11 protein-coding genes, 2 tRNA genes and 3 rRNA genes are annotated in these 23,037 nt (G+C 44.3%); 4 read left to right on the plus strand and 12 right to left on the minus strand.

Features of this window, described 5'->3' with window-relative positions; translation table 11 throughout:
- Nucleotide 1: 1 nt before the first annotated feature.
- The 4 genes from FLA_RS21465 to FLA_RS21480 all read right to left on the minus strand — a co-directional run bounded on the left by FLA_RS21465 (nucleotide 2) and on the right by FLA_RS21480 (nucleotide 9,237).
- Nucleotides 2-1,003: a PorP/SprF family type IX secretion system membrane protein gene (locus FLA_RS21465; protein ID WP_076382276.1), complete on the minus strand. Its 1,002-nt coding sequence runs from the start codon at nucleotides 1,001-1,003 to the stop codon at nucleotides 2-4.
- Between the two features lie 5 nt (nucleotides 1,004-1,008).
- On the minus strand, nucleotides 1,009-4,374 hold the full coding sequence (locus FLA_RS21470; protein WP_076382277.1) for an Ig-like domain-containing protein: 3,366 nt from the start codon (nucleotides 4,372-4,374) through the stop codon (nucleotides 1,009-1,011).
- A gap of 216 nt (nucleotides 4,375-4,590) precedes the next feature.
- Nucleotides 4,591-6,657: a DUF5689 domain-containing protein gene (locus FLA_RS21475; RefSeq protein ID WP_076382278.1), complete on the minus strand. Its 2,067-nt coding sequence runs from the start codon at nucleotides 6,655-6,657 to the stop codon at nucleotides 4,591-4,593.
- A gap of 42 nt (nucleotides 6,658-6,699) precedes the next feature.
- Nucleotides 6,700-9,237, minus strand: a complete 2,538-nt coding sequence (locus FLA_RS21480; protein ID WP_096511232.1) for a TonB-dependent receptor — start codon at nucleotides 9,235-9,237, stop codon at nucleotides 6,700-6,702.
- A gap of 329 nt (nucleotides 9,238-9,566) precedes the next feature.
- Between FLA_RS21480 and FLA_RS21485 the strand changes: the two genes are divergently transcribed.
- Both FLA_RS21485 and FLA_RS21490 read left to right on the plus strand, forming a co-directional pair.
- Nucleotides 9,567-10,538, plus strand: coding sequence for an endonuclease/exonuclease/phosphatase family protein (locus tag FLA_RS21485; RefSeq protein ID WP_197705816.1), 972 nt, complete (start codon nucleotides 9,567-9,569; stop codon nucleotides 10,536-10,538).
- A gap of 42 nt (nucleotides 10,539-10,580) precedes the next feature.
- Nucleotides 10,581-11,447, plus strand: coding sequence for a CPBP family intramembrane glutamic endopeptidase (locus tag FLA_RS21490; protein WP_076382281.1), 867 nt, complete (start codon nucleotides 10,581-10,583; stop codon nucleotides 11,445-11,447).
- A 197-nt stretch (nucleotides 11,448-11,644) separates the two neighbouring features.
- Here the strand turns inward: FLA_RS21490 and FLA_RS21495 are convergent, their stop codons facing one another.
- From FLA_RS21495 to FLA_RS21525, 7 genes are all read right to left on the minus strand, one after another.
- On the minus strand, nucleotides 11,645-12,433 hold the full coding sequence (locus FLA_RS21495) for an RpnC/YadD family protein (protein ID WP_096511234.1): 789 nt from the start codon (nucleotides 12,431-12,433) through the stop codon (nucleotides 11,645-11,647).
- A 299-nt stretch (nucleotides 12,434-12,732) separates the two neighbouring features.
- A 5S ribosomal RNA gene (gene rrf, locus FLA_RS21500) occupies nucleotides 12,733-12,844 on the minus strand.
- A 157-nt stretch (nucleotides 12,845-13,001) separates the two neighbouring features.
- A 23S ribosomal RNA gene (locus tag FLA_RS21505) occupies nucleotides 13,002-15,802 on the minus strand.
- A gap of 247 nt (nucleotides 15,803-16,049) precedes the next feature.
- A tRNA-Ala gene (locus FLA_RS21510) sits at nucleotides 16,050-16,123 on the minus strand.
- Nucleotides 16,124-16,137: 14 nt separating this feature from the next.
- A tRNA-Ile gene (locus FLA_RS21515) sits at nucleotides 16,138-16,211 on the minus strand.
- 128 nt (nucleotides 16,212-16,339) lie between these two features.
- Nucleotides 16,340-17,868 (minus strand): 16S ribosomal RNA (locus tag FLA_RS21520).
- Together the 16S, 23S and 5S rRNA genes with 2 tRNA genes alongside form the textbook arrangement of a ribosomal RNA operon.
- Nucleotides 17,869-19,215: 1,347 nt before the next feature.
- Nucleotides 19,216-19,671, minus strand: a complete 456-nt coding sequence (locus tag FLA_RS21525) for an FKBP-type peptidyl-prolyl cis-trans isomerase (RefSeq protein WP_076382458.1) — start codon at nucleotides 19,669-19,671, stop codon at nucleotides 19,216-19,218.
- A 165-nt stretch (nucleotides 19,672-19,836) separates the two neighbouring features.
- Between FLA_RS21525 and FLA_RS21530 the strand changes: the two genes are divergently transcribed.
- Together FLA_RS21530 and fmt are read left to right on the plus strand one after the other, a co-directional pair.
- Nucleotides 19,837-21,051, plus strand: a complete 1,215-nt coding sequence (locus tag FLA_RS21530; protein WP_076382459.1) for an exo-beta-N-acetylmuramidase NamZ family protein — start codon at nucleotides 19,837-19,839, stop codon at nucleotides 21,049-21,051.
- A gap of 16 nt (nucleotides 21,052-21,067) precedes the next feature.
- Complete coding sequence (gene fmt / locus FLA_RS21535; protein WP_076382460.1) at nucleotides 21,068-22,018, plus strand: methionyl-tRNA formyltransferase; 951 nt, start codon at nucleotides 21,068-21,070, stop codon at nucleotides 22,016-22,018.
- A gap of 21 nt (nucleotides 22,019-22,039) precedes the next feature.
- On the opposite strand, the gene FLA_RS21540 is transcribed toward fmt, so the two are convergent.
- Nucleotides 22,040-23,035 (minus strand): LysM peptidoglycan-binding domain-containing protein, encoded by a 996-nt coding sequence (locus FLA_RS21540; protein WP_084206539.1) that lies wholly within the window; start codon nucleotides 23,033-23,035, stop codon nucleotides 22,040-22,042.
- Between the last annotated feature and the right edge of the window lie 2 nt (nucleotides 23,036-23,037).

Here is a 23,037-nt window from a genome sequence, read left to right on the forward strand (position 1 = left end):
TTTAAAACCTGGGGCATTTAAAATAGTCAACTGTTTCTGTTTTTTTACCCAGCAGCGTTAATGATATCTCAAAGCTGTTGCTGCCCCGAGCCATTTTGCCCAGTTGCGACATGTTGATATCGTAACTGGCTCCAATAGCCAGGTTGTTATATACCAACCCTACATAGGGCGCTATCGCATCTTTAAAGCGATAGTTTACCCCAAACATAAAGTCGGTAACTTCGTTGGCAGCCAGCTGCATGTACCCACCCACCATTTTTTCACTGGCATTGCCCTGGATGGTGTATAAAGCGTTGGGCACAAAGTAGGTTCCTTCCGACACATATATCCTGGCGCCGGCATGCAAACTGTATCGTACTGGTAAGGTCATTTTATTGCCACCTTGTAAAAAAGGCTCTTCCGGGCGGGTAAGGTGCGAAGCAGAGAAACCGGCAAAGAAATTTACTTTTTTATCAACAGAAGCATCATAATAAGCAATACCAGCACCTGCATCAAATACAGTAGCAGAAGTTTTTGACAACATTTCATTTAACGGCAAAGTAGAGGTATAACCAATTAACGGCACCCACTGCTCCCCGCCTTTAAATTTCGTAACATCAAATCTGCGGCCTATAAAACCTCCCTGTAAGGCCAGGGAGATTCTATGGTTACCGGCTGCACCGAATTTAATACCTGTGTAAGACACAGAAGCCATGCCATTGGTATAAGTGTATCCACCATCACCCGCAGTTTGCCTGAGTATGTTTACACCAAAATTGATGTTCTTTTTTGTAGCAAAATCGGCCGATACACCCGCTGTAGAAAAGGCATTGGTAATGTTGTTCCACTGGTTACGGTAAATAGCCGTAACCCTGTAGTCGCCATTCATGGTGCCAGTCAATGCAGGGTTTAACTGCATAGGGTACACATAGTATTGTGAAAAGTGTGGGTCAACCTGCGCATTCAATGCACCTGTGTACCCTATCATGAATACAGTGAATAAAACTGTTACTATCTTTTTCATGTTCCTTAGCGTATTAAGTTAATTGAACCTTTTTTCTGCACACTGGCGCCATTGTTAAGTGTAATATTCGCTACGAATATGTACACCCCTGCAGGCTGCTGTTTGCCTTTGAAAGTGCCATCCCATGGCACATTTTTATCTTTGGCCGCAAACACCAGCTCTCCCCACTGATTAAAGATTTTTAAGTCAATGGCGTTAATCACCGTTCCATATATATAATACAAGTCGTTCTTTCCATCACCGTTAGGAGAAAAGAAGTTAGGAGCAAATACGTCATATTCATTTACTGATACCTGCAGCATCACACGGGCCGTATCTATACAGCCATTGGCAGACTTGCCTACTGCATAGTACTCTTTAGAATCGCTGGCTACAATAGTTTGTGTATTGGCTATCTGGCTCGAAAAATCAGTATAAGGCTGCCATGCAGTTACCGAATAACTGGTATTGGCCGAAGTAGCAAAGGCCACATATGTGCCCTTCGCCACTGGGTTGGGCGTAGCTGTAAGTTGCATACTGAAAGCATCAACAGACACAGTTACCTGTTTGGTAGTGGTACAGCCATTACTGGTGGCTGTTACCGTGTAGGTAGTAGTAGCTTCTGGTTTTACTTCCACATTGTTACCCGCTGCCTGTCCCTGCCATTGAATGGTACCTGCACCAGATGCCTGCAATGTAGTAGCAGCGCCTTTACAGATGGTTACATTATTACTTACTGTTAAAGCAGGAGCTTCATTTACCGTGATAGAGAAATTAGCGCTTGCCTGACAACCGCCGTTGTTTACAGTGTATGTGATAATGGCAGGTCCGCCGGCAATACCGGTAACCACGCCGCTGGTAGCATTTACGGTTGCTATTGCAGTGCTGCCACTGCTCCACGTTCCACCCGTAGTTGCATTACTCAAAGCGGTAGTTTCATTCGCACATACATTGTTATTACCTGTAATAGCCGGCACCACAGGAACCTCTTTTACGGTAATATTGAAAGTTGCCTTGGCAGAACAACCGTTGCTGGTTACTGTGTAGCTGATGGTGGCGTTACCGGCAGTCATGCCCGTTACTTCCCCACTGGTGTTATCTACAGAAGCCGCGGCAGTATTACTGCTACTCCAGGTACCGCCGCTGGTAGCATTCTGTAACGTAGTTTTTGATCCTACACAAATAATATCGTTACCGGTAATGGCCTGTACTACAGGTTTCGCATTCACGGTTATAGCATAAGTGGCCGTTGCAGAACAGGTACCGCTGGTTACGGTGTAGCTGATAGTGGCATTGCCGGAAGCTATGCCGGTTACTTCACCGCTGCTGGCATCGATGGTGGCCGCTGTTGTATTATCGCTGCTCCATGCACCACCGCTTGTGGCGTTAGATAAAATAGTTTTTGCTCCTACGCACACTGTATTGTTACCTGAAACAGCATCTACTACAGGTAAACCCTGTGCAGTAACAGCATAAGTAGCCGTTGCAGAACAACTGCCACTGGTAACTGTATAGCTGATAGTAGCATTACCGGAAGCCACACCGGTTACTTCACCGCTGCTGGCATCGATGGTTACCGCAGTGGTATTATCGCTGCTCCATACACCGCCACTGGTAGTATTGGATAAAGTTGTTTTTGAACCCACACATACCGTTTGGCTGCCTGAAATAGCTGCCACTGTTGGCAAGCTCTGTACAGAGATGGCATAAGTAGCCGATGCTGTACAGCTACCACTGGTAACTGTGTAGGTGATAGTAGCGTTTCCGGAAGCCACGCCGGTTACTTCACCACTGCTGGCATCTATAGTAGCCACTGTAGTATTACCACTGCTCCATACACCACCCGTGGTAGCGCTTTGTAAAGTAGCATTTGAACCTACACATATAGTATTATCACCCGAAATAGCGCCTACTGTCAGCAGCGCCTGCACAGTAACAGAAAAAGTAGCCGTTGCAGAGCAGGTTCCACTGGTTACCACATAGCTGATGGTAGCATTACCAGGTGTTACACCTGTTACTTCCCCATTGCTGGCTATAGTAGCACCAGCACTATTACTGCTCCAGGTGCCACCTGTTGTGGTATTTTGTAATGTAGTGGTAGAACCTACACACAATGTATTATTTCCGGATATAGCATCTACTGTAGGCAAAGCCTGCACAGTAATGGCATAAGTAGCCGATGCAGAACAACTGCCACTGGTAACCGTGTAAGTGATGGTAGCATTTCCAAAAGCTACGCCGGTTACTTCACCACTACTGGCATCGATAGTAGCTACAGCGGTATTACTACTGCTCCATACGCCACCACTGGTAGCGTCGGCTAAAGTGGTTTTAGCGCCTTCACATACCTTATTATTACCGCTTATAGCTGCCACAGTTGGTGTCGCAGTTACAGTTACAGCATAGGTTGCCGTAGTTGAACAAGTACCACTCGTTACTACATAACTAATAGTAGTGTTGCCGGCAGCTACGCCGGTTACTTCACCAGAACTGGCATCAATGGTAGCTGCAGCAGTATTACTGCTGCTCCATACACCACCGCTGGTAGAATTAGATAAGGTAGTTTTCGCACCTGCGCATACGGTATTGTTGCCACTGATAGCCCCCACAGTTGGTGGGTTCACCTGCACACGCATGCTGTTAATCCAAATAGTGTTATCACCACCATTAGGCTTGCCTGGTGTTTCATTAGCCGGAGCATCACCTACAATCCAACTGGCTGTAGTGGTATAGTTAGCGTCACTTAAATAACAGTTCTTTTGAGCCGCCATGCTTGTTTTATAGATAGTTGCCGTAGCAGCACTACCAATAGCAAAAGCAAATGAGAAATAGGCTTTAGAAAGATTGTCTGGTTTTACAATAATTACGCCATCCCCGCCATTGGCAAGTCCAACCGGATCCCAGGAACCTGTAGTTCTGCTCGCATACCCGGTTGTACCATAAGTAAACGTGGCACTGGAGGGTGAAACCGGCGTAGCAGTATTCACTTCTATGTAAGTAGAACTGGTAGGTAATACATACGTATAATCATGGTTAGCATCAGTAGCATCATCCGCTATAGTAATACTTGCGTTTTTATCAGTAGGATTGTAAATAAGGATAACTGAACCGTATGGCACTTTAGCCCAGTTGCTTACATTGGCAAAGCGTATATTTCCCTGCGCTATACCATTGCCACTGCCGGCTTGAATCCATCCGTTGTTATCGTCAATAATCCAGCCACGCAAATCGGCTGTACTGTCGGTGCAGGTGCGGGTACCTACAACCACAAACTCAAAGTATTCTTTTGTACCACTGCTTCCCTGCGATACTTCATTCAAAATAAGCTGGGAATAAGCAAAGTTCGCGGCAAGCAAAAAGAATACCAGTAAGGGTAAAATTCTTTTTCTCATTACGTTTAAAGTGTGTGTGTGTGTAAAAATCGAAGGCAAAGTTGCAGGTTATATATATTGATTAGAGGATTCTATCATTATTATAATATTATCAAAACAAATAATAGATCAATATCATTTCTATAGATGATCAAGGTCATATATGCCTGATATATGCACAAAGAAAAGCCCCGCCAATATTGTTGACGGGGCCAGTTATATAAAAACTATTATTACTTATTGCTTTGCAGCAGAACCGTAGAAAGCAGCTTTATTTAAGCTGAATGTACCACCTGTACCTTCTGCATTAAAGCCATAGAAGCGAAAGGTAACAGCACCTGTTAGATTAGTAAAACCAGTGCTGAAAGTGATTTTACTTCCTTCCTGTGCAGTAGAGATAGCATCATCTACCTGGAACACATCAGTGCTTACCACAGAAAGATTTGCATTACCATTGCTGATAGAAGCAGCTAAATTGCTGGCATATCCATCAACGCTGGAACGAACGGCCCACTGACGAACCCCAGTACCAGAGCGCTGAACAGTAAATGCCAGTGAATCGAAATTCAGTTTATAACCTGAAGCCGGCGTAATAGTTACTTCATAATATTTGGCTGCATCCAGTGAACCGGTAAAGGTATTAGAACCGTTAGTTGCGCCAGTAGCCCATGTAGTGAATGAGAAACGACCACTCGTATTAGGATTAGCACTTACACCATTAGCAGTGAAAGAACCAAAGGTCATATTATCAGCTGTAGGAACAGCAGTAGGATCGGTAGTGCCTGAAGTTGCTGTTACAGAACCAAAGCCATACAAACCAGTAAAATTAGCGGTTGTAACTGGCGGTGTAGTAGAACCCATTACAATATCAGCCGTGTTACGGATAGTCAGCTGTGTAGTGGTATCAACACCAGCAGGCTTATAAATAGACACATAACCCGTTACAGAAGTAGCAGTACCAGGCGTTACAGTAATATTAGCTGCGCTTCTCACGAAAGTTACCAGTGAACCGGTAGCATCTGTTAAAGTGTAGTTAGTACCTGTGCCGTTAGTGGTAGAAGCAGCAATGGTAACATTATTAAGGGTAACCATTGTAGATGACCACTGGCTTCTGTTTGCGTTGATAGCTGCAATAGTAGTTACACGTGGCGTTACAGAACCTGTACCTAAAGTAGTGAAGTTGGTAGTGGTAAAGCTTTTATATTCGAGATCACCATTGTAAGTAGTAAGCGTATCCGCATTTGTTAAAGTCAATTGTACTTTAGTGCCTAAAGCTAAGCTGCTGTTAGCGCTTTTAGTGTACACCAGAATACCAGCTTGGTTGTTTTCCTGGGCAATTCTATAGTTAGCAGAAGATTCGTTGCTGATGTTAGAAATTACCACACCGGTGATAGTACCAGAAGCTATTACATCACTACCCACATATAAATTTCTCAGCGCTCTGATAGAATCAACTTTGGTGCCAGTGCTGGGAGCAGTTCCGCCGGTAGAACCGTCGCAACGGGTACCTGTCATAGCAGCTACGTCAGTAGTATCGCGAATTACAAACTGAGGTGTAGTGTTATAGAAAGTATAGATACCTACGATATCACCTTTACCTTGTTTCACTTTACTTCCTGCAAAGTTAGCATAGCTGCTGGAACGTAAAACAATGCTACCACCGTTACAATCTTCCAGGGAAATGTTTACAGCAGTGCTCACTAAAGAGGTATCTGCATATGCTTTGCTTAAATCAGCCTTAGCCACTTCCACTCCTTTTAATTTTACCAGCATGTTCTGGTAAGCGTTTTTTACATCGGCAATGTTCAGCTCAATAGGATTTACTACGTTTTCAGTGCTACCTGCTACCAGGAAGTCAGCAATCTGCGCCTGTGGAATACGGGCAGGATAACCTGCAGATGCCACACCTAAACCCAGTTCCAGCATGCCACCATACGTACCCAATGTTAAGCCTTTTGCTTTGATAAAAACTCTGCGACCTACAGGGTAAGTTGCATTCAGGCTGGAAGCATCCAGCTGAACGTTCATACCTGCAGTGCTATCCTGGATAACGATATACTTAAATATGTTACCAGAAGCATCATCACCTACAACCACACCTGCAATAATTACATCATCCGTAATGGTAAGGGCAGAGCCCTTGTATAAATCCTGAAATTGCTTAATGGTGTGCGTTATTTTTAAATCAGGGTCTCCGCTTCTGTAAGGCGGCTCGTCAAATGTTCTTTTACAGGCGGTTACTATTACAACCAGGGCAAATAAAAGAGCCGACAGCTGCATCAGTTGTTTACTAAACTTTTTCATTATAATCAGTTTATAAATATGTTTAACAAAGAGTAGTTGTAATTATAATTTTAAACCAAGGGTTATGAAGTAGTTGATACCATAACCGTAGTAGTACTTTGGCGGAAACTTGTTTACGTTTTTGTCTGTGTAGTCGAAACGTAATTGCTCAAAACCACCGGTAATCAGGTTGCGCTTATTCAGCAGGTTGTTGATACCAGCAGATAAAACCACCGTAGAAGATTTTCTACCTGTTCTTACGCGGAATGTTTTACCACCATAGAAATCGACAGTGTACTGGCCGTTAATCTCTTGCTGTTTTAAGATGCTCTTCCACTGATCAGAACCATTTTTCACCCCTTCCGTAGCACGATCGGTGAGTTTAACCGGGTTAATATCTATCCACAGGCTATTATAATAGTTCCAGTTAATGTTCGCAAACCAGTTGCCTTTGCCAGAGTAGTTCAAACCCAATGAATAGGCTTCCTGTGGAGTTTGACCAACACGGTAGTTTTTAGCATACACGGTTTCTTTAGCCACCACTGCTGCACTGTTATCTACAGTTACAATAGCTTCCTGACGGGTGGTGTAGTAGTAACGACCAATGTTGGCAGCACCTTTAGCAGTAAGTCCTTTATATAAAGGCACTTCAAAACCAATTTCCAAACCAAAGTTTTCTTTGCCTATGTTAGATAACGCATAGTTTACAAAGTTCTGCTGGCTGTCATCATAATAGCTCATTACATCCACTGCATGTGCAAAGCGGGCATAATAACCATTCAAACGAAACTTCAGTTTTTCCCAGTTTAATACATAACCTGCTTCTGCACTGATCACCTGCTCGTTACGCACGTTATCCTGGATAGTGTTTCTGATACGTGGCGATACAAACACGTTTTCAATAAAAGGAGCGCGTGAACCGTACGATCCGTTGGCAAAGATGTAGTTTCTGCCATCTATCTTATAGGTAACACCTGCTTTTGCTGAATAGTTCAGGAAGGTTAACTCCTGTGATTTGCCCTGAGAGGTAGTAGGGAACAAACCGTTACGTGCATAACCCTCGCGCCACATAGTAGTAGCAGCATAAGAACCCGCTACAAAAAAGTCAACATGGTTAAAAGTAAAGTTGGTTTGCATAAATGCCTTCGCCTCGTTCAGGTTCAGGCTGTAGTCGTTACCATACTTATCACCCACTCTTTTAATCGGATTAGGATCGTCCAGGTTAGGGTTGCCTTTAGCAGAATCACCGGGGTAAGAACGCTCACCAAACTGGTTTCTGTTCACATAGTAATCACCACCCAACAAATCGTTTACCCTGTTATAGTTATGATCTTTCTGAATGCTGTAAGTAATACCGGCAGTAAAGTCGGCATGCTTATCCAGCTTGGAATTATATACACTGTTGAAAGAAGCACGATCGGTATGTGTTACCCTGTCTTGTAACAGGTAACGTGATCTGCGTCCGGTAACACCGTTCACCGTTTGCTTGTTAATACGGTTGGCATCATATAGTTGGTCCCATTTCACCTGGCGTATATACTCGTCGGTGCTGAAACGATCTGCTACCAGCTTAGCTGTGGCAGCATCATCAGTCTGATAACTAGGTAGATTGCGGTAGTAATCAGGTCTTGGATCCGGCGAGTTATACCAGTCTAATGTAGTACGGGTTCTGTTTCCAAAAGAATAAGATACCGACGTTTTTAAATTACTGGTACTGCTGATAGTCCACTCGTGGTTAAGAATAAAGTAAGGCTGAAAAATAGTGTAATAGTTGCTGCTTCTCACCTTTCCATTCTGATAACCCCACGATGGGTTATAGTAGTTGGAACCTGCCAGGTTATATGCTTCCTGCGTAGCAGCTGTAGGCATACCATTTTGTGTAGGCGTTCCAAAAGTGGTGAAAGACAGCAGGTGCTTACTATTGATCTTCTTATCCACTGAAAGGAAATAAGAAGCACCATTATAGAAAGTGCCTTTAACATAGCCCTGATCGGCATAGCGGTAAGAAGCTGATATTGCAAAAGCCCAGCCCTTTTTGCTCATGCCCGAGGCCCAGCTGGCCATAACACGATGGTTAAAGTTACGGTTAGAGTAAGCGTAGCTTACATTTAAACCCGGACTTTGCTTAGAAGCCCTGGTGTCGATGTAGTTGGTACCGCCAATGTCGCCAAAAGCGTAATCTACCGGACGCAGGCCGTTAGAAGTAACACGGCTGCGCATTACATCGTTCAATCCTCCCCATAAACTCCAGGAGGTGTAACCGTTGGTAAGTTTTTTTACGGGCGCGCCATTAATGTAAGTTTCCGTGTAAGAACCATCGTAACCGCGGATTTTAAACCTGGCGGCACTCCAATTAAATACGCTGGAAAAATAAGGGTCGCGACCACCATAAAGGATAGATGAGATACTTTGTCCCGAGGAACTGGAACCGTTTTCTGCATCGTTGTCGTCAAGTACGATCACAGGAATGTTACTTTTAATTTCTTCCTGTAGCTCTGTACTGTCTTTTTTTACCTGTGAATAACTCCGCGAAGTACCTAATAGTAGCAAACTACAGGGCACGAGCATAGTTAAACAGGCACGGGCAGTTTTTTTAATCATGTGTGTGTAATGTGGTTTATCATCAAATACTGACAGTGCATGCCTCCCCTAGGTTAACAGTTAGGCGGTATAGAACATAAGTAGCAACTTCTCAAACGGCAGCAAAAGTAGACAAACATTGACGGCGCAACATTAACAAATAGTGATCATTTAATTAACAAATTAAATACAAAAATTAACATATTCAATGTTTTTTGTACATTGACTACCTTTGCAGCCTTAATTAATCCCTGGTATCCAATATGTTTATTAAGAAAAGATTATTACACACACTACTTGCATTTGCTCTTTCTACTTCGGTTTTACACGCACAACAAAAACAGTACAAGGTGGTTAACGTGGCATTTTATAACCTCGAAAACCTTTTTGATACAGTACATGCGAAAGGAAAGAACGACTTTGATTTTTTACCCACCGGCGTTAAAAAATATACCCCGGCTGTGTACTTCGACAAATTAAAAAATCTGTCCACTGTTTTACGTGACATTGGCACCGATGTAAGTCCGGATGGCGCCGCTATCATCGGTGTAAGCGAAGTAGAAAACAGAAATGTGCTGGAAGACCTGGTAAAACAGGAAGCTATTGCCGGCAGAGGTTACAAAATAGAACACTACGAGTCGCCCGATTTCAGGGGCATTGATGTAGGCTTACTCTACAATCCCAAATACTTTACCGTTGAGACCAGCTTTCCCGTTCCTGTAGTATTGCCCGGCTCGCCCAACGACACCACACCGCACACTACCCGTGACATATTGGTGGTAAAAGGTAAACTGGATGGCGAATATTGCTATGTAATGGTAAACCACTGGCCTTCACGCCTGGGTGGCGTAGGCGCAGCGGACAACCGCTCACTGGCTGCAGGTATTGTACGCCGGGTTATAGATTCTATCACCCGTTTGGATGCCAAAGCCAACATTATTGTAATGGGCGATTTGAACGACAGCCCCGATAACGTAAGCGTAACCAAAGTATTAAAAGCAGGCGGCAAGATGGATAAGCTGAAAGAGGATATGCTGTTTAATCCATGGGCCGATTTCTACAACCGTGGCATTGGCACGTTAGCTTACCAGGATGCCTGGGCATTATTCGATCAGATTATCCTATCGCAATCATGGCTGGATAAAACCATGCCTAAGCATTTCCGTTTTTACAAGGCCAATATTTTTAAGCGGGACGACATGGTGCAGACTACCGGAAGGTATAAAGGTTATCCTAAGCGTACCTACGATTTTGATAACTATATGAGTGGTTTCAGCGACCATTTCCCTACTTATATCACTTTAATCAAGCCAATTGAATAAATGGTTGTATCTTGACCCGGCGAATTCACAACCCGTAAGAGAATGAATAAGAAACCCCTGATTAAGCACGGTTGGTTACGTGTAGTAGTTTTTGTGATCCTTATTGCCACGCCAGGCTTACTGGTGTTTTTGCCGGCGACACAACAATATATTCCATTTAGGGAGCTGTATGACACTACCGGGATGAAGTTTCCGATGTTATATCTATCCTACCTGGTCACCAACGGCTTTATGCTGATTCCCGCTTACCTGTTTTGCAGGTTCGTAGACCGCAGATCTTTTTCAAGCCTGGGGTTTGAATGGGGCGAGTATGAAGCCGATGCGTGGACAGGCTTTTTTGCAGGCATTAACCTGTTATCTACCGGAACGTTAATACTGCTGATAACAGGTACTTTAAGCTTATCTATCGTATTGCCTAATTTCCTGCAATTGTTATATGCCATCATCTTTTTTGCCATTGTAGCATTTGTAGAGGAGATTGTAGGTCGCGGTTATATACTCCGCAACCTGATGCAGAGCCTGCCACCCATGTATGCTTTGGTTATCAGTGCGCTGATATTTTCATTACTGCACCTTCCTAACCCTACAATCGGTATTTTACCATTGGTGAACTTGTTTGCCTTGGGTTTATTACTGGGCATCAACTTCATTTACACACAAAACCTTTGGTTTGGTATATTCCTGCATTTTAGCTGGAACCTGGTTCAGGGTCCATTGCTAGGCTATTCCGTAAGCGGCATTAGTGTAAACAGCGTACTGCAGCAATCACTGGATGGTTCTGATATTATCACCGGAGGAAGCTTTGGCTTTGAAGGTTCGGTGGTAGCACTGGCTACAGTAATTGGTGTTACTTTCTGGGTGGGCGACATGTACAGAGGTAACAGTACGAAGTTGCAAAGGATCAAATAATTACATAATTCGTTGGCAATCATAACCTGTTTGTCAAATGAAACATTTACTTGTAGGAGGTATCGTTTGCGGTTCCTCCTTTTTTTATGACAATTCCTGTCGACTCCCCTACACGTTAAGTCATGTAAGCTGGTATAAAAGACAAACCGTCTCACTGGAAACAGTTGAGACGGTTTGCTTTAAGTATCATTATAAACCTAAGCTTCCAGTTGCTTTTTCAGTTCCTGTAATTTAGCCATTTCAAGACCAGTAATTCGTTGTATTAAAGGAAGGTTTAAGCCTTCTTCTATCATTTTTTGGGCATCCAATAAGCGCCCTTCCTGTACCCCTTCCTGGAATCTCAGGTCTTGTCTTATATCTAATGTAATAGGCATATTCTCCTCCTCTTTTATTACTTGTTTTTGTAATTCATTTCCACGTAGTTGAGATAACACCTCCAGGTGTCTCACTTTTTCTTTAAAATAAACCTGATCTCCTTTTGTTAGTACTTGCAATTTAATCAAAATTTCCCGGATCATCCGCTCTGGTTCTTTTCCGGTTAGAATAGCCAGTATTAGCTCCCCAGGGTCTTTTGAAGATAAAAATACGTTGGGAGGAACATCGCGGATGTCTATGACCGGACATTCGTAATGCAAGCCAAAAGACTGAATATTTCCCCTCATACTCATCGCTTTATTACCTACGTAAATCACGATACCCATTACCTCACATTCATAGCTTTCCATCAGTAAAATGTCATACTTAGCCATCCGTAAAGCCATGCTTTTGTCATTCGTAGATTGCCACTCAATGTGGCATAGAAATTTGCGGCCATCAATAGTTTCCACTTCCAGTGCCGTATCAGCTTCTCTTTCTACAATCGTTTGCTGTATTCGTGGTGGGGCAGCTCTCACATACTTTGTGTCTATGCCCAGTAACTGCTTTAATAAGTTTAGCTTAGGTTCTCTAACACTCTCTTTAAGAATTTTATCATATTCATTTGCCATAGGCACAGCAATCATTTAGCTAATGAATATACAGCGCTATTATATTCAGAAGTTATTCATTTTGTTCATTTTCAACAGATTAGCATTTCGTTGAATGAAATAATTGACTGGTAGTTTAAAAGAAAGGTATAAGAATGGAAGGGTAAAATACACGCTTGAGTAGCAGCAATAAATACAATAAAATAGGATATAATTGGGAAGAGTCAAGCAAGCAGGATATGTTGGGATAACCCCAGTCAAGATGGGATATATACAAAACAAAAACGCCTCAACTGTTTCCAGTGAGGCGCTTTCAATAAATATGGCAACTACCTACTCTCCCGCATTTCTTTGCAGTACCATCGGCCATGAGGGGCTTAACTTCTCTGTTCGGTAAGGGAAGAGGTGAACACCCTCGGCATAATCACCATAAGATCTTAAATTGTTAGTTTGTAGTCGTTTCTTATCAGTTACTCTATTCACTGACTTGCACTACAATCTCTCAACCGTAATAAGATACATATTGGGAAGCTCAACTAAAGAGTATTAATATCTATTTACTCTCCATTGCTTTTGAGCGATATTAAAAAAATTAAAGCTTACGGGTAATTAGTACTACTCGACTTTGTTGTTACCAACTTTACATCTATAGCCTATCAACGTCATAGTCTTTGACAACCCTTAAAAGGAAACTCATCTTGAGGTAGGTTTCACGCTTAGATGCTTTCAGCGTTTATCCTGACTGTACATAGCTACTCTGCAATACACCGAGCGGCATAACAGATTCACCAGCGGTACATGCGACCCGGTCCTCTCGTACTAAGGTCACGTCCCCGCAATTTCCTAACGCCCACCACAGATAGGGACCGAACTGTCTTGCGACGTTCTGAACCCAGTTCACGTGCCACTTTAATCGGCGAACAGCCGAACCCTTGGGACCTTCTCCAGCCCCAGGATGTGACGAACCGACATCGAGGTGCCAAACCTTACCGTCGATATGAGCTCTTGGGTAAGATCAGCCTGTTATCCCCGGAGTACCTTTTATCCTTTGAGCGACGGCCCTTCCATACAGAACCGCCGGATCACTTTAGCCAGCTTTCGCTCCTGATCGACTTGTTTGTCTCACAGTCAAGCACCCTTATACTAATGCGCTCTACGTACGATTACCAACCGTACTGAGGGTACCTTTGCAAGCCTCCGTTACTTTTTAGGAGGCGACCACCCCAGTCAAACTACCCACCATGCAATGTCTCCTTTCTCAGGATTAGGTCCTAAGTAACAAAAGGTTGGTATTTCAACGTTGACTCCATAACTCCTGGCGAAGCTACTTCATAGTCTCCCAACTATCCTACACATTTGTTACTCAAGATCAATGCAAAGTTGTAGTGAAGGTTCACGGGGTCTTTCCGTCCCGTGGCGGGTAACCGGCATCTTCACCGATACTACAATTTCACCGGGCTCGTGGAGGAGACAGTATTCAACTCATTAGACCATTCGTGCAGGTCGGAACTTACCCGACAAGGAATTTCGCTACCTTAGGACCGTTATAGTTACGGCCGCCGTTTACTGGGGCTTCAGTCAGAAGCTTTGGCTTGCGCCGAACATCCTTCCTTAACCTTCCAGCACCGGGCAGGTTTCAGGCTCTATACGTCATCTTTCGATTTTGCAGGGCCCTGTGTTTTTGTTAAACAGTTGGTTGAATCATTTTACTGAGACCGTATCGCTACGGTACGCCTTGTCCCGAAGTTACAGCGTCAATTTGCCTAGTTCCTTCTCCACGGCTCACCCGAGCGCCTTAGAATACTCATCCCGTCTACCTGTGTCGGTTTGCGGTACTGGCTGCTATACTCGCTTTTCTCGGCACCAATTTTATGATTTCGACTCCTCCGAAGATTCATCTCTACGCACTATTCTGTCAGTACGTAACCACCACGTCGATGCGTCACTTTTAATGTATAGCAGGTGAAGGAATATTAACCTTCTTTCCATCAGATGCCCCTTTCGGGTTTTCCTAAGGACCAGACTAACCCTGATCCGATTAACGTTGATCAGGAACCCTTAGACTTTCGGCGAAGAAGTTTTTCACTTCTTTTATCGTTACTTATGCCTACATTTTCTTTTGAAATCGCTCCACCATTAGTCGCCTAACAGCTTCGATGCAATTTCAATGCTCCCCTACCACTCAGATATTATCTGAATCTAGAACTTCGGTTCGTAGTTTGATGCCCGATTATTTTCCGTGCAGGATCTCTCGACCAGTGAGCTGTTACGCACTCTTTAAATGAATGGCTGCTTCCAAGCCAACATCCTGGCTGTTATTGAAATCCCACCTCGTTTGATCAACTTAACTACGTATTAGGGACCTTAGTTGCTAGTCTGGGTTATTTCCCTCTCGGCCACGGACCTTAGCGCCCGCAGCCTCACTCCTGTAGATATTTAACAGCATTCGGAGTTTGTCAGGGTTTGGTAGGCGGTGAAGCCCCCTAGCCCAATCAGTAGCTCTACCTCTGTTAAACTTCTATATACAAGGCTGTTCCTAAAAACATTTCGGGGAGAACGAGCTATCTCTCAGTTTGATTGGCCTTTCACCCCTATCCACAGGTCATCCCAAGACTTTTCAACGTCAACGGGTTCGGTCCTCCATTCTGTGTTACCAGAACTTCAACCTGCCCATGGATAGATCACAAAGTTTCGCGTCTGCCCCCACTGACTAGTCGCCCTATTCGGACTCGCTTTCGCTACGGCTCCATTCGTTCACGAATTTAACCTCGCCAGTGAGGAGCAACTCGTAGGCTCATTATGCAAAAGGCACGCCGTCACTCATTACTGAGCTCCGACCGCTTGTAGGCGCACGGTTTCAGGTACTATTTCACTCCCTTGTTCAGGGTGCTTTTCACCTTTCCCTTACGGTACTGGTTCACTATCGGTGTCTGAGGAGTATTTAGCCTTACCAGATGGTGCTGGCAGATTCACGCAGGATTCCTCCGGTCCCGCGCTACTCAGGATACTACTCGTCCATGTTAATTTCTATCTACAGGGCTATCACCTGCTATGGCCTAACTTTCCAGATAGTTCGATTTGATAACACTTTCTAAACGTAGTCCTACAACCCCGAAACAGCACGCTATTTCGGTTTGGGCTCTTCCCTTTTCGCTCGCCACTACTCTGGGAATCATTGTTATTTTCTTTTCCTCCGGGTACTTAGATGTTTCAGTTCTCCGGGTTGGCTCTCTTTCGAGTAATATACCTTCAGTATATTAGGTTGTCCCATTCGGAAATGCAGGGATATTACGCTCGTGTGCAGCTCCCCCTGCCTTATCGCAGCTTACCACGTCCTTCATCGCCTCTCAGACCCTAGGCATCCACCATGCGCCCTTATTTCGCTTTAAAAAACTTACATGTTTTTATTCAGCATTTGTTCATCCTAAAATGAACTCCACTATATAAAATCTCTCTTTAGTAATTTTGCTTTCCCAATATGTCAAAGAACTCTATTCATCCCATCCTCTCTTGCGATCGAATGGAAGAACTTTAGTAGATAATAAGGTTACGAACCTTTAGGCCATTATGCCGTATCTCATTAATTTCAAAAGAACTTGTGTTATTGCTGTTTGCATCCTGCTTACAGCTTTTAAAGTGGAGGATATCGGAGTCGAACCGATGACCCTCTGCGTGCAAGGCAGATGCTCTAGCCAACTGAGCTAACCCCCCAGTAAAACATTAAGTAGACCCGACCAGAGTTGAACTGGTGACCTCTACATTATCAGTGTAGCGCTCTAACCAACTGAGCTACGGGTCTGTACGAGTCATACTATTCAGTATCTGAAAGATCTTTATTTTTTAGTTACGTTTTTTATTTATCTAATCAGACAAATAAAAATTGAAAGAAGAAGGAAACAACAATTAAAAAGTATAGCGTCGCTCTAAAAAGGAGGTATTCCAGCCGCACCTTCCGGTACGGCTACCTTGTTACGACTTAGCCCCAATTACCAGTTTTACCCTAGGCAGTTCCTTGCGGTTACCGACTTCAGGTCCCCCCGGCTTTCATGGCTTGACGGGCGGTGTGTGCAAGGTCCGGGAACGTATTCACCGTATCATTGCTGATATACGATTACTAGCGATTCCAGCTTCACGCAGTCGAGTTGCAGACTGCGATCCGAACTGAGATAACTTTTTTGAGATTAGCATCTTGTCGCCAAGTAGCAGCTCTTTGTAGTTACCATTGTAGCACGTGTGTAGCCCTGGGCATAAAGGCCATGATGACTTGACATCATCCCCTCCTTCCTCGCGTCTTACGACGGCAGTTTCTTTAGAGTTCCCAGCTTAACCTGATGGCAACTAAAGATAGGGGTTGCGCTCGTTGCGGGACTTAACCCAACACCTCACGGCACGAGCTGACGACAGCCATGCAGCACCTTACAATCTGTGTATTGCTACAAAATGAACTTTCATCCACGGTCAAACTGCATTCTAGCCCAGGTAAGGTTCCTCGCGTATCATCGAATTAAACCACATGCTCCACCGCTTGTGCGGACCCCCGCCAATTCCTTTGAGTTTCAACCTTGCGGTCGTACTTCCCAGGTGGGATACTTAATGCTTTCGCTCAGACACACACTGTGTATCGCGTATGTCGAGTATCCATCGTTTAGGGCGTGGACTACCAGGGTATCTAATCCTGTTTGATCCCCACGCTTTCGTGCATCAGCGTCAATTCACCTATAGTCAGCTGCCTTCGCAATCGGTGTTCTATGTCATATCTAAGCATTTCACCGCTACATGACATATTCCGCTAACCTCCAGGAAATTCAAGACACATAGTATCAATGGCAGTTTCAAAGTTAAGCTTTGAGATTTCACCACTGACTTACATGCCCGCCTACGCACCCTTTAAACCCAGTGAATCCGGATAACGCTTGCACCCTCCGTATTACCGCGGCTGCTGGCACGGAGTTAGCCGGTGCTTATTCATCTGGTACCGTCAAGACATTTAGAAAAACGTTGTTTCGTCCCAGATAAAAGAAGTTTACAATCCAGAGGACCTTCATCCTCCACGCGGCATGGCTGGTTCAGACTTGCGTCCATTGACCAATATTCCTTACTGCTGCCTCCCGTAGGAGTCGGGCCCGTGTCTCAGTGCCCGTGTGGCTGATCATGCTCTCACATCAGCTATCGATCGTAGGCTTGGTGGGCCGTTACCCCGCCAACTACCTAATCGAACGCACACCCATCTTCAAGTGATAAATCTTTAATAACAACACGATGCCGAGCCGTTATTCTATGGGGCATTAATCCAAATTTCTCTGGGCTATTCCCCGCTTGAAGGAAGGTTGTGTACGTGTTCCGCACCCGTTTGCCGGTCGTCACCCATATATTGCTATACTGTGCTACCCCTCGACTTGCATGTATTAAGCCTGCCGCTAGCGTTCATCCTGAGCCAGGATCAAACTCTCCATTGTAAATGAGTTTTGATCACTAACTTAATTTCTCTCGAAATTGCGTCTGTGAATTTTAATTTTGTTACGTTGCTTACACTTACCTACTATTTAAAGTAGTACTGTTGCTTCCATTCTTTCAAAGAACTTAAAAATTGCTGATGGTCAGGTTTCGATCCCGTAGGCCTTAGAGCCGGTCATCATTTTCAAAGTAGAAGAGCTTTTTTTGCGTTTCCGTCTGTCACTTTCGTTTCATTCGGGTTGCAAAGGTAGCAGTTTTTATTTCAAATTAGCAAATTTATTTTTGAATTATTTTTGAAGTTAATTCTTTGTAAACCGCTGATTTTCAATGAACTGTTCCCGTTTTATTGGGAGTGCAAAGGTAACAGTTTCGAAACATTCACCAAATTTATTTTTAGTTATTTCTCAACCTTTTTTACCGCTTGCTGTTTAAAGAACTGCCCGCTATTTGTGTAGTGGGCGGCAAAGATAAGAACCTTTGTTACGCTACCAAATATAATTACCCCTTTTTGCAAATATTTTCCAGAGAAGAAGACTGATAAGCAGTCAATTGTTCCATGAAGCAGCTGGGAATAAGTTATTGCTTTGGGGAGAGGGTACGGAAGTAGGGCCGGTTACCATCTGCCAGCCACCTAAAATACAATATCCCGACTGAGGGTTTTGGCTATTTTTAGGTCAGTGTATATTTTAATACTAGAGTCCGACCTTTTTTTAAGCTAAACCTTTTGGTCAGCCCCATACCAGGAAAAATAAAGCGCAATGGCGACAAGCTTCCTGAATACCTGCATAAAGAAAAGTAGCATTTTCTGCCCTCATATTCTAACAGACGGGTACTTCGTCCTAGCGTACGAGCTGCTCGCTCTATAGGACGAGGCCTGGGAAAGCACTTTCGAGCACCTGAAGCGTGCTTTTTTCGTGCCCATACTATCGGCCAGGCTGCTGATTCGTGCAACCCCAATGCTCATTCTATAGAGCGAGCAACTCGGCCGCAGTGACGGGCAACTCGCTCTATAGAACTTTTTGCTCAGCACAACAGACGAGCAGCCCATCCTACAGAGCGGGCTGCTCGTCCTACAGAGCGGGCCGCTCGTCCTATAGAGCGGGCTGCTCGTCCTATAGAGCGGGCTGTTCGTCCTATAGAGCGGGCTGTTCGTCCTATAGGACGAGGCTACGGAAAGCTCCTTTTTGAAGGGCAACCAGTCACTTCCAAACAGCTGTTTTCGAAACCAAACTCCTTGCTATCACTGCATTGGAATGATGCACCCCGAAGAATGTAGCATATATATAAATGGGCCGGTGAAACACCGGCCCACATTATAATATATCACCAGAAATTTTCTGGCAGATGAATTAAGGCATAATAATTAAAGGACTGCCGCCTTTAATTTCTACCAGCTCAATGTCGAATACCAGATCCTGACCGGCTAATGGCGGGTTTGCATCCAGTACCACCACATCTTCTCTTACATCAGTAATTACCACAGGCATTTGCTGCCCTTCGCCATTGCTCATGTTCAACACCATTCCTTTTTCAGGAGTCAGGTCGGCCGGGAAACGGTCTAATGGAAACTCCATAAACAGATCATCTCTTTTAGGACCATATGCCTGATCTACCGGAATATGCACAGTTCTTTTTTCACCTGCTGTTAAACCCAGTACTCCATTATCGAAGCCCTGGATAACCATACCGCTACCCACTTCAAATTCCAGTGGTTCGCGTCCTTCGCTGCTATCGAAAGTGGTGCCATCAGTTAACTTGCCATGATAGTGCACTTTTACTGTGTCACCTTTTTTTACTTGTTGCATAAATGTTTGTTTTATTCGTTATCCGCAGTTTTTTACACTTTTCCGCTTTGCAACGGCGGTAAATAATTGTTTCTTTAAGGTGCGAAAATCATTATACAGGCGGGCAAGGTAGGAATTTATTTTGTGAATCGTAACCACCATGCAGCACCAGTAAATTAATTGTACATGAAAAAAATAACCGTTCTTTTTCCGGTGTTTCTTTTTATTTTCCTGGCAGGCAATGGCCAGGGAAACACTGTTTATCCCGGTGCCTGGCAGTTAAATAATTATCTCCCACTGCTGAAAGGGAAAAAAATAAGTGTTTTTGCCAATCCTACTTCTGTTATTCATCATACACATCTTGTTGATACGCTTTTACACCTGGGTGTTTCTATTGTGAAAATATTCGGTCCTGAACATGGGTTTCGCGGCACAGCCGATGCAGGTGCGCACGTAGCCAATTATACAGATCAACAAACAGGAATACCAGTTGTTTCGTTGTATGGAAAAAAAGTAAGGCCTTCGGAGGATGATTTGAAAGATGTAGAGGTGATGCTGTTTGATTTACAGGATGTTGGGGTACGCTTTTACACTTACATTAATGCTTTACAGGAGTATATAGAAAGCGCTATTATCAATAATAAACCGCTGATAGTGCTGGACCGGCCCAACCCTAATGGCTTTTACGTAGATGGCCCTGTGCTGAATAGAAAATATTCCAGTGGCATTGGCATGCAACCTGTGCCGGTGGTATATGGTATGACCATTGGCGAGTATGCTAAAATGCTGGTGGGTGAGCAGTGGCTTACACACAAACCTGCCACTGGCAAGGGTTTTAGCTTAACGGTAATACCTTGTAAAAACTATACACACAAAAGCCTGTACCGTTTGCCGGTGAAGCCCTCTCCCAACCTGCCGGATATGACTTCTATTTACCTGTATCCTTCTACCTGCTTTTTTGAAGGCACGGTATTGAGTGAAGGAAGGGGCACCGAACATCCGTTTGCACTATTCGGCCATCCTTCTTTACCCGATACCTTGTATGCATTTACGCCACGCAGCAAGGAAGGCGCAACTGCTCCTAAGTTAAAAGATGTTACCTGCTATGGATGGAATGTATATACCGATGAGCAAAGCACTTTACAAACCCTGAAAGGACAACTGCATCTTAGCTGGCTGCTCAACGCTTATGCTTTATTTCCTGACAAGGAAGACTTTTTTATCAATGCCCCAAGCGGAAAGCCCGAGGATTATTTCTTCAATAAACTGACAGGCAATAGTAACCTGATGCAACAGCTGATTCAGGGATTTACGGAAACCGAAATTCGTAACAGCTGGCAGCCCGATCTTACGGCGTTTAAAAAGATCAGGAAGAAATACCTGTTGTACGCCGATTTCTGATGATTATTTTTGTGCTATGAGTTATAAAGATACCAGGATTGTTTTTATGGGTACACCCGAGTTTGCCGTAGCATCTCTGGATGCTTTGGTAGAAGCTGGCTGTACTATTGCAGGCGTAGTAACTGCCCCGGATAAACCGGCAGGCAGGGGTATGAAACTGCAACAAAGTGCCGTGAAGCAATATGCCGAAAGCAAAGGCCTGCCTGTGTTGCAACCGCTGAAACTAAAAGATCCTGCTTTTATAGAAGCATTAAAGGCTTTACAAGCCGACTTACAGGTAGTAGTGGCTTTTCGTATGTTACCGGAAATAGTATGGGATATGCCTTCTTTAGGCACCATCAATGTACACGGCTCATTGCTACCGCAATATCGTGGAGCTGCTCCTATCAACTGGGCAGTGATCAACGGGGAAAAAGAAACGGGGGTTACCACTTTTAAATTACAGCACGAAATTGATACCGGCAACATTCTGCTACAGGCATCTATGCCCATTGGCGAAGATGAAACCGCCGGTGAAGTGCACGACCGCATGAAAGAACTGGGGGCCCAATTGCTGGTAACCACTATAAAAGAACTGGCAACTGGTAATGTATCGGAAAAAGCACAATCTTCTATAGCATCTGGCACCTCAGAAAATGCGGAAGCCACTTTAAAGCATGCCCCTAAAATATTTACGGAAACCTGTGTTATTAACTGGCAGAGAAGCTGCACTGATATTCATAACCAGATACGCGGCCTAAGTCCTTTTCCGGGGGCTTTTACCATTTTACAGGATAAAACACTGAAGATATTTCGTAGTAAAAAAGAGTGGATTGCTCACCAGCAAACGCCTGGCACTGTAGATACGGATGGGAAAAGCTATTTACGCTTTGCCTGTGTAGATGGCTATGTGCATGTACTGGAAATGCAGCTGGAAGGAAAAAAGCGTATGGCCGTGCAGGATTTCCTGAGAGGATACCGGCCCTAAAAAAAGCCACAGTGGCTACTACTAATCGTAGTAAGCCACTGTGATTTGAAATTTCAGTTCTGTTACGCCCAGTGCATCGGCAGCTGCATTGCTAATGCGATAGGTTAACCCTTCATTCTCTTTCAGGGTACCCATATTCCAAAGCACTTTCGCATAAATAGTTTTATTGCTGGCCGGCGCAGTTATTTTTACAATAGAGCCAGGCGCGATATCATTCATCAGGATATAATACTTCTTATCATTCCATCCGCTGGATGTTTTAAAGGTCATTGCTGCACCTGATGCTGTTTCTAAAGAGCGGCCCGCCACATCTTTACCAAACAGTGGTTCAAAATATCCTTTAGGCCCCACTTTAGACGGATCAATCACCACTTCTTCTTTCACAACAGGCTTGGTATCCACTACCGGCTTAGGCGCCTGAGCTTCAGGAGTCTGTGCAGCTGGGGCTTCGGTTGGCGCTGCCTGTTGCACTGGTGGTTGCTGAGCCGGTTGTGGTTGAACCGGTTGCGGCTTAGGTGCGGTGGGCTGTGGTTGTTGCACTGCCACTTCGCCACCTCCTGCCGGAGCCTGACCATTAATGTATAATTTCTGACCTACAGAAACATTATCGGAAGCAAGGCTGTTCCAGCCTTTTACCTGATCCACCTTCACATGATATTTAGTAGCTATTCTGTATAAGGTTTCACCCTGCTGCACCACATGCACCGTTGCAGCGCCATTGCTTGCAGGAGCCACTTGCTGTGGAGCCTGGGCAGGCGTAGTAGCAGCCGGAGTTGCTGGTTTGGGAACGGAAGTTCCTGCTGCCGGGATTTTTATTTTCTGTCCTATAGCCAGTTTGCTGTTCGAGTTCATTCCGTTTAAGCGCATGATATCACCAACAGTGGTTTTATACTTCGCACTCAAGCCAGATAAGGTTTCGCCTGCTGTTATGGTATGTGTGGTAAACTTCGTTTGCGCATTTACAACTCCACTCACAAACATCCCCAGCGATATCAATACTACAATACGATTCATCATGC

Source organism: Filimonas lacunae (assembly GCF_002355595.1).
GTDB lineage: Bacteria > Bacteroidota > Bacteroidia > Chitinophagales > Chitinophagaceae > Filimonas > Filimonas lacunae.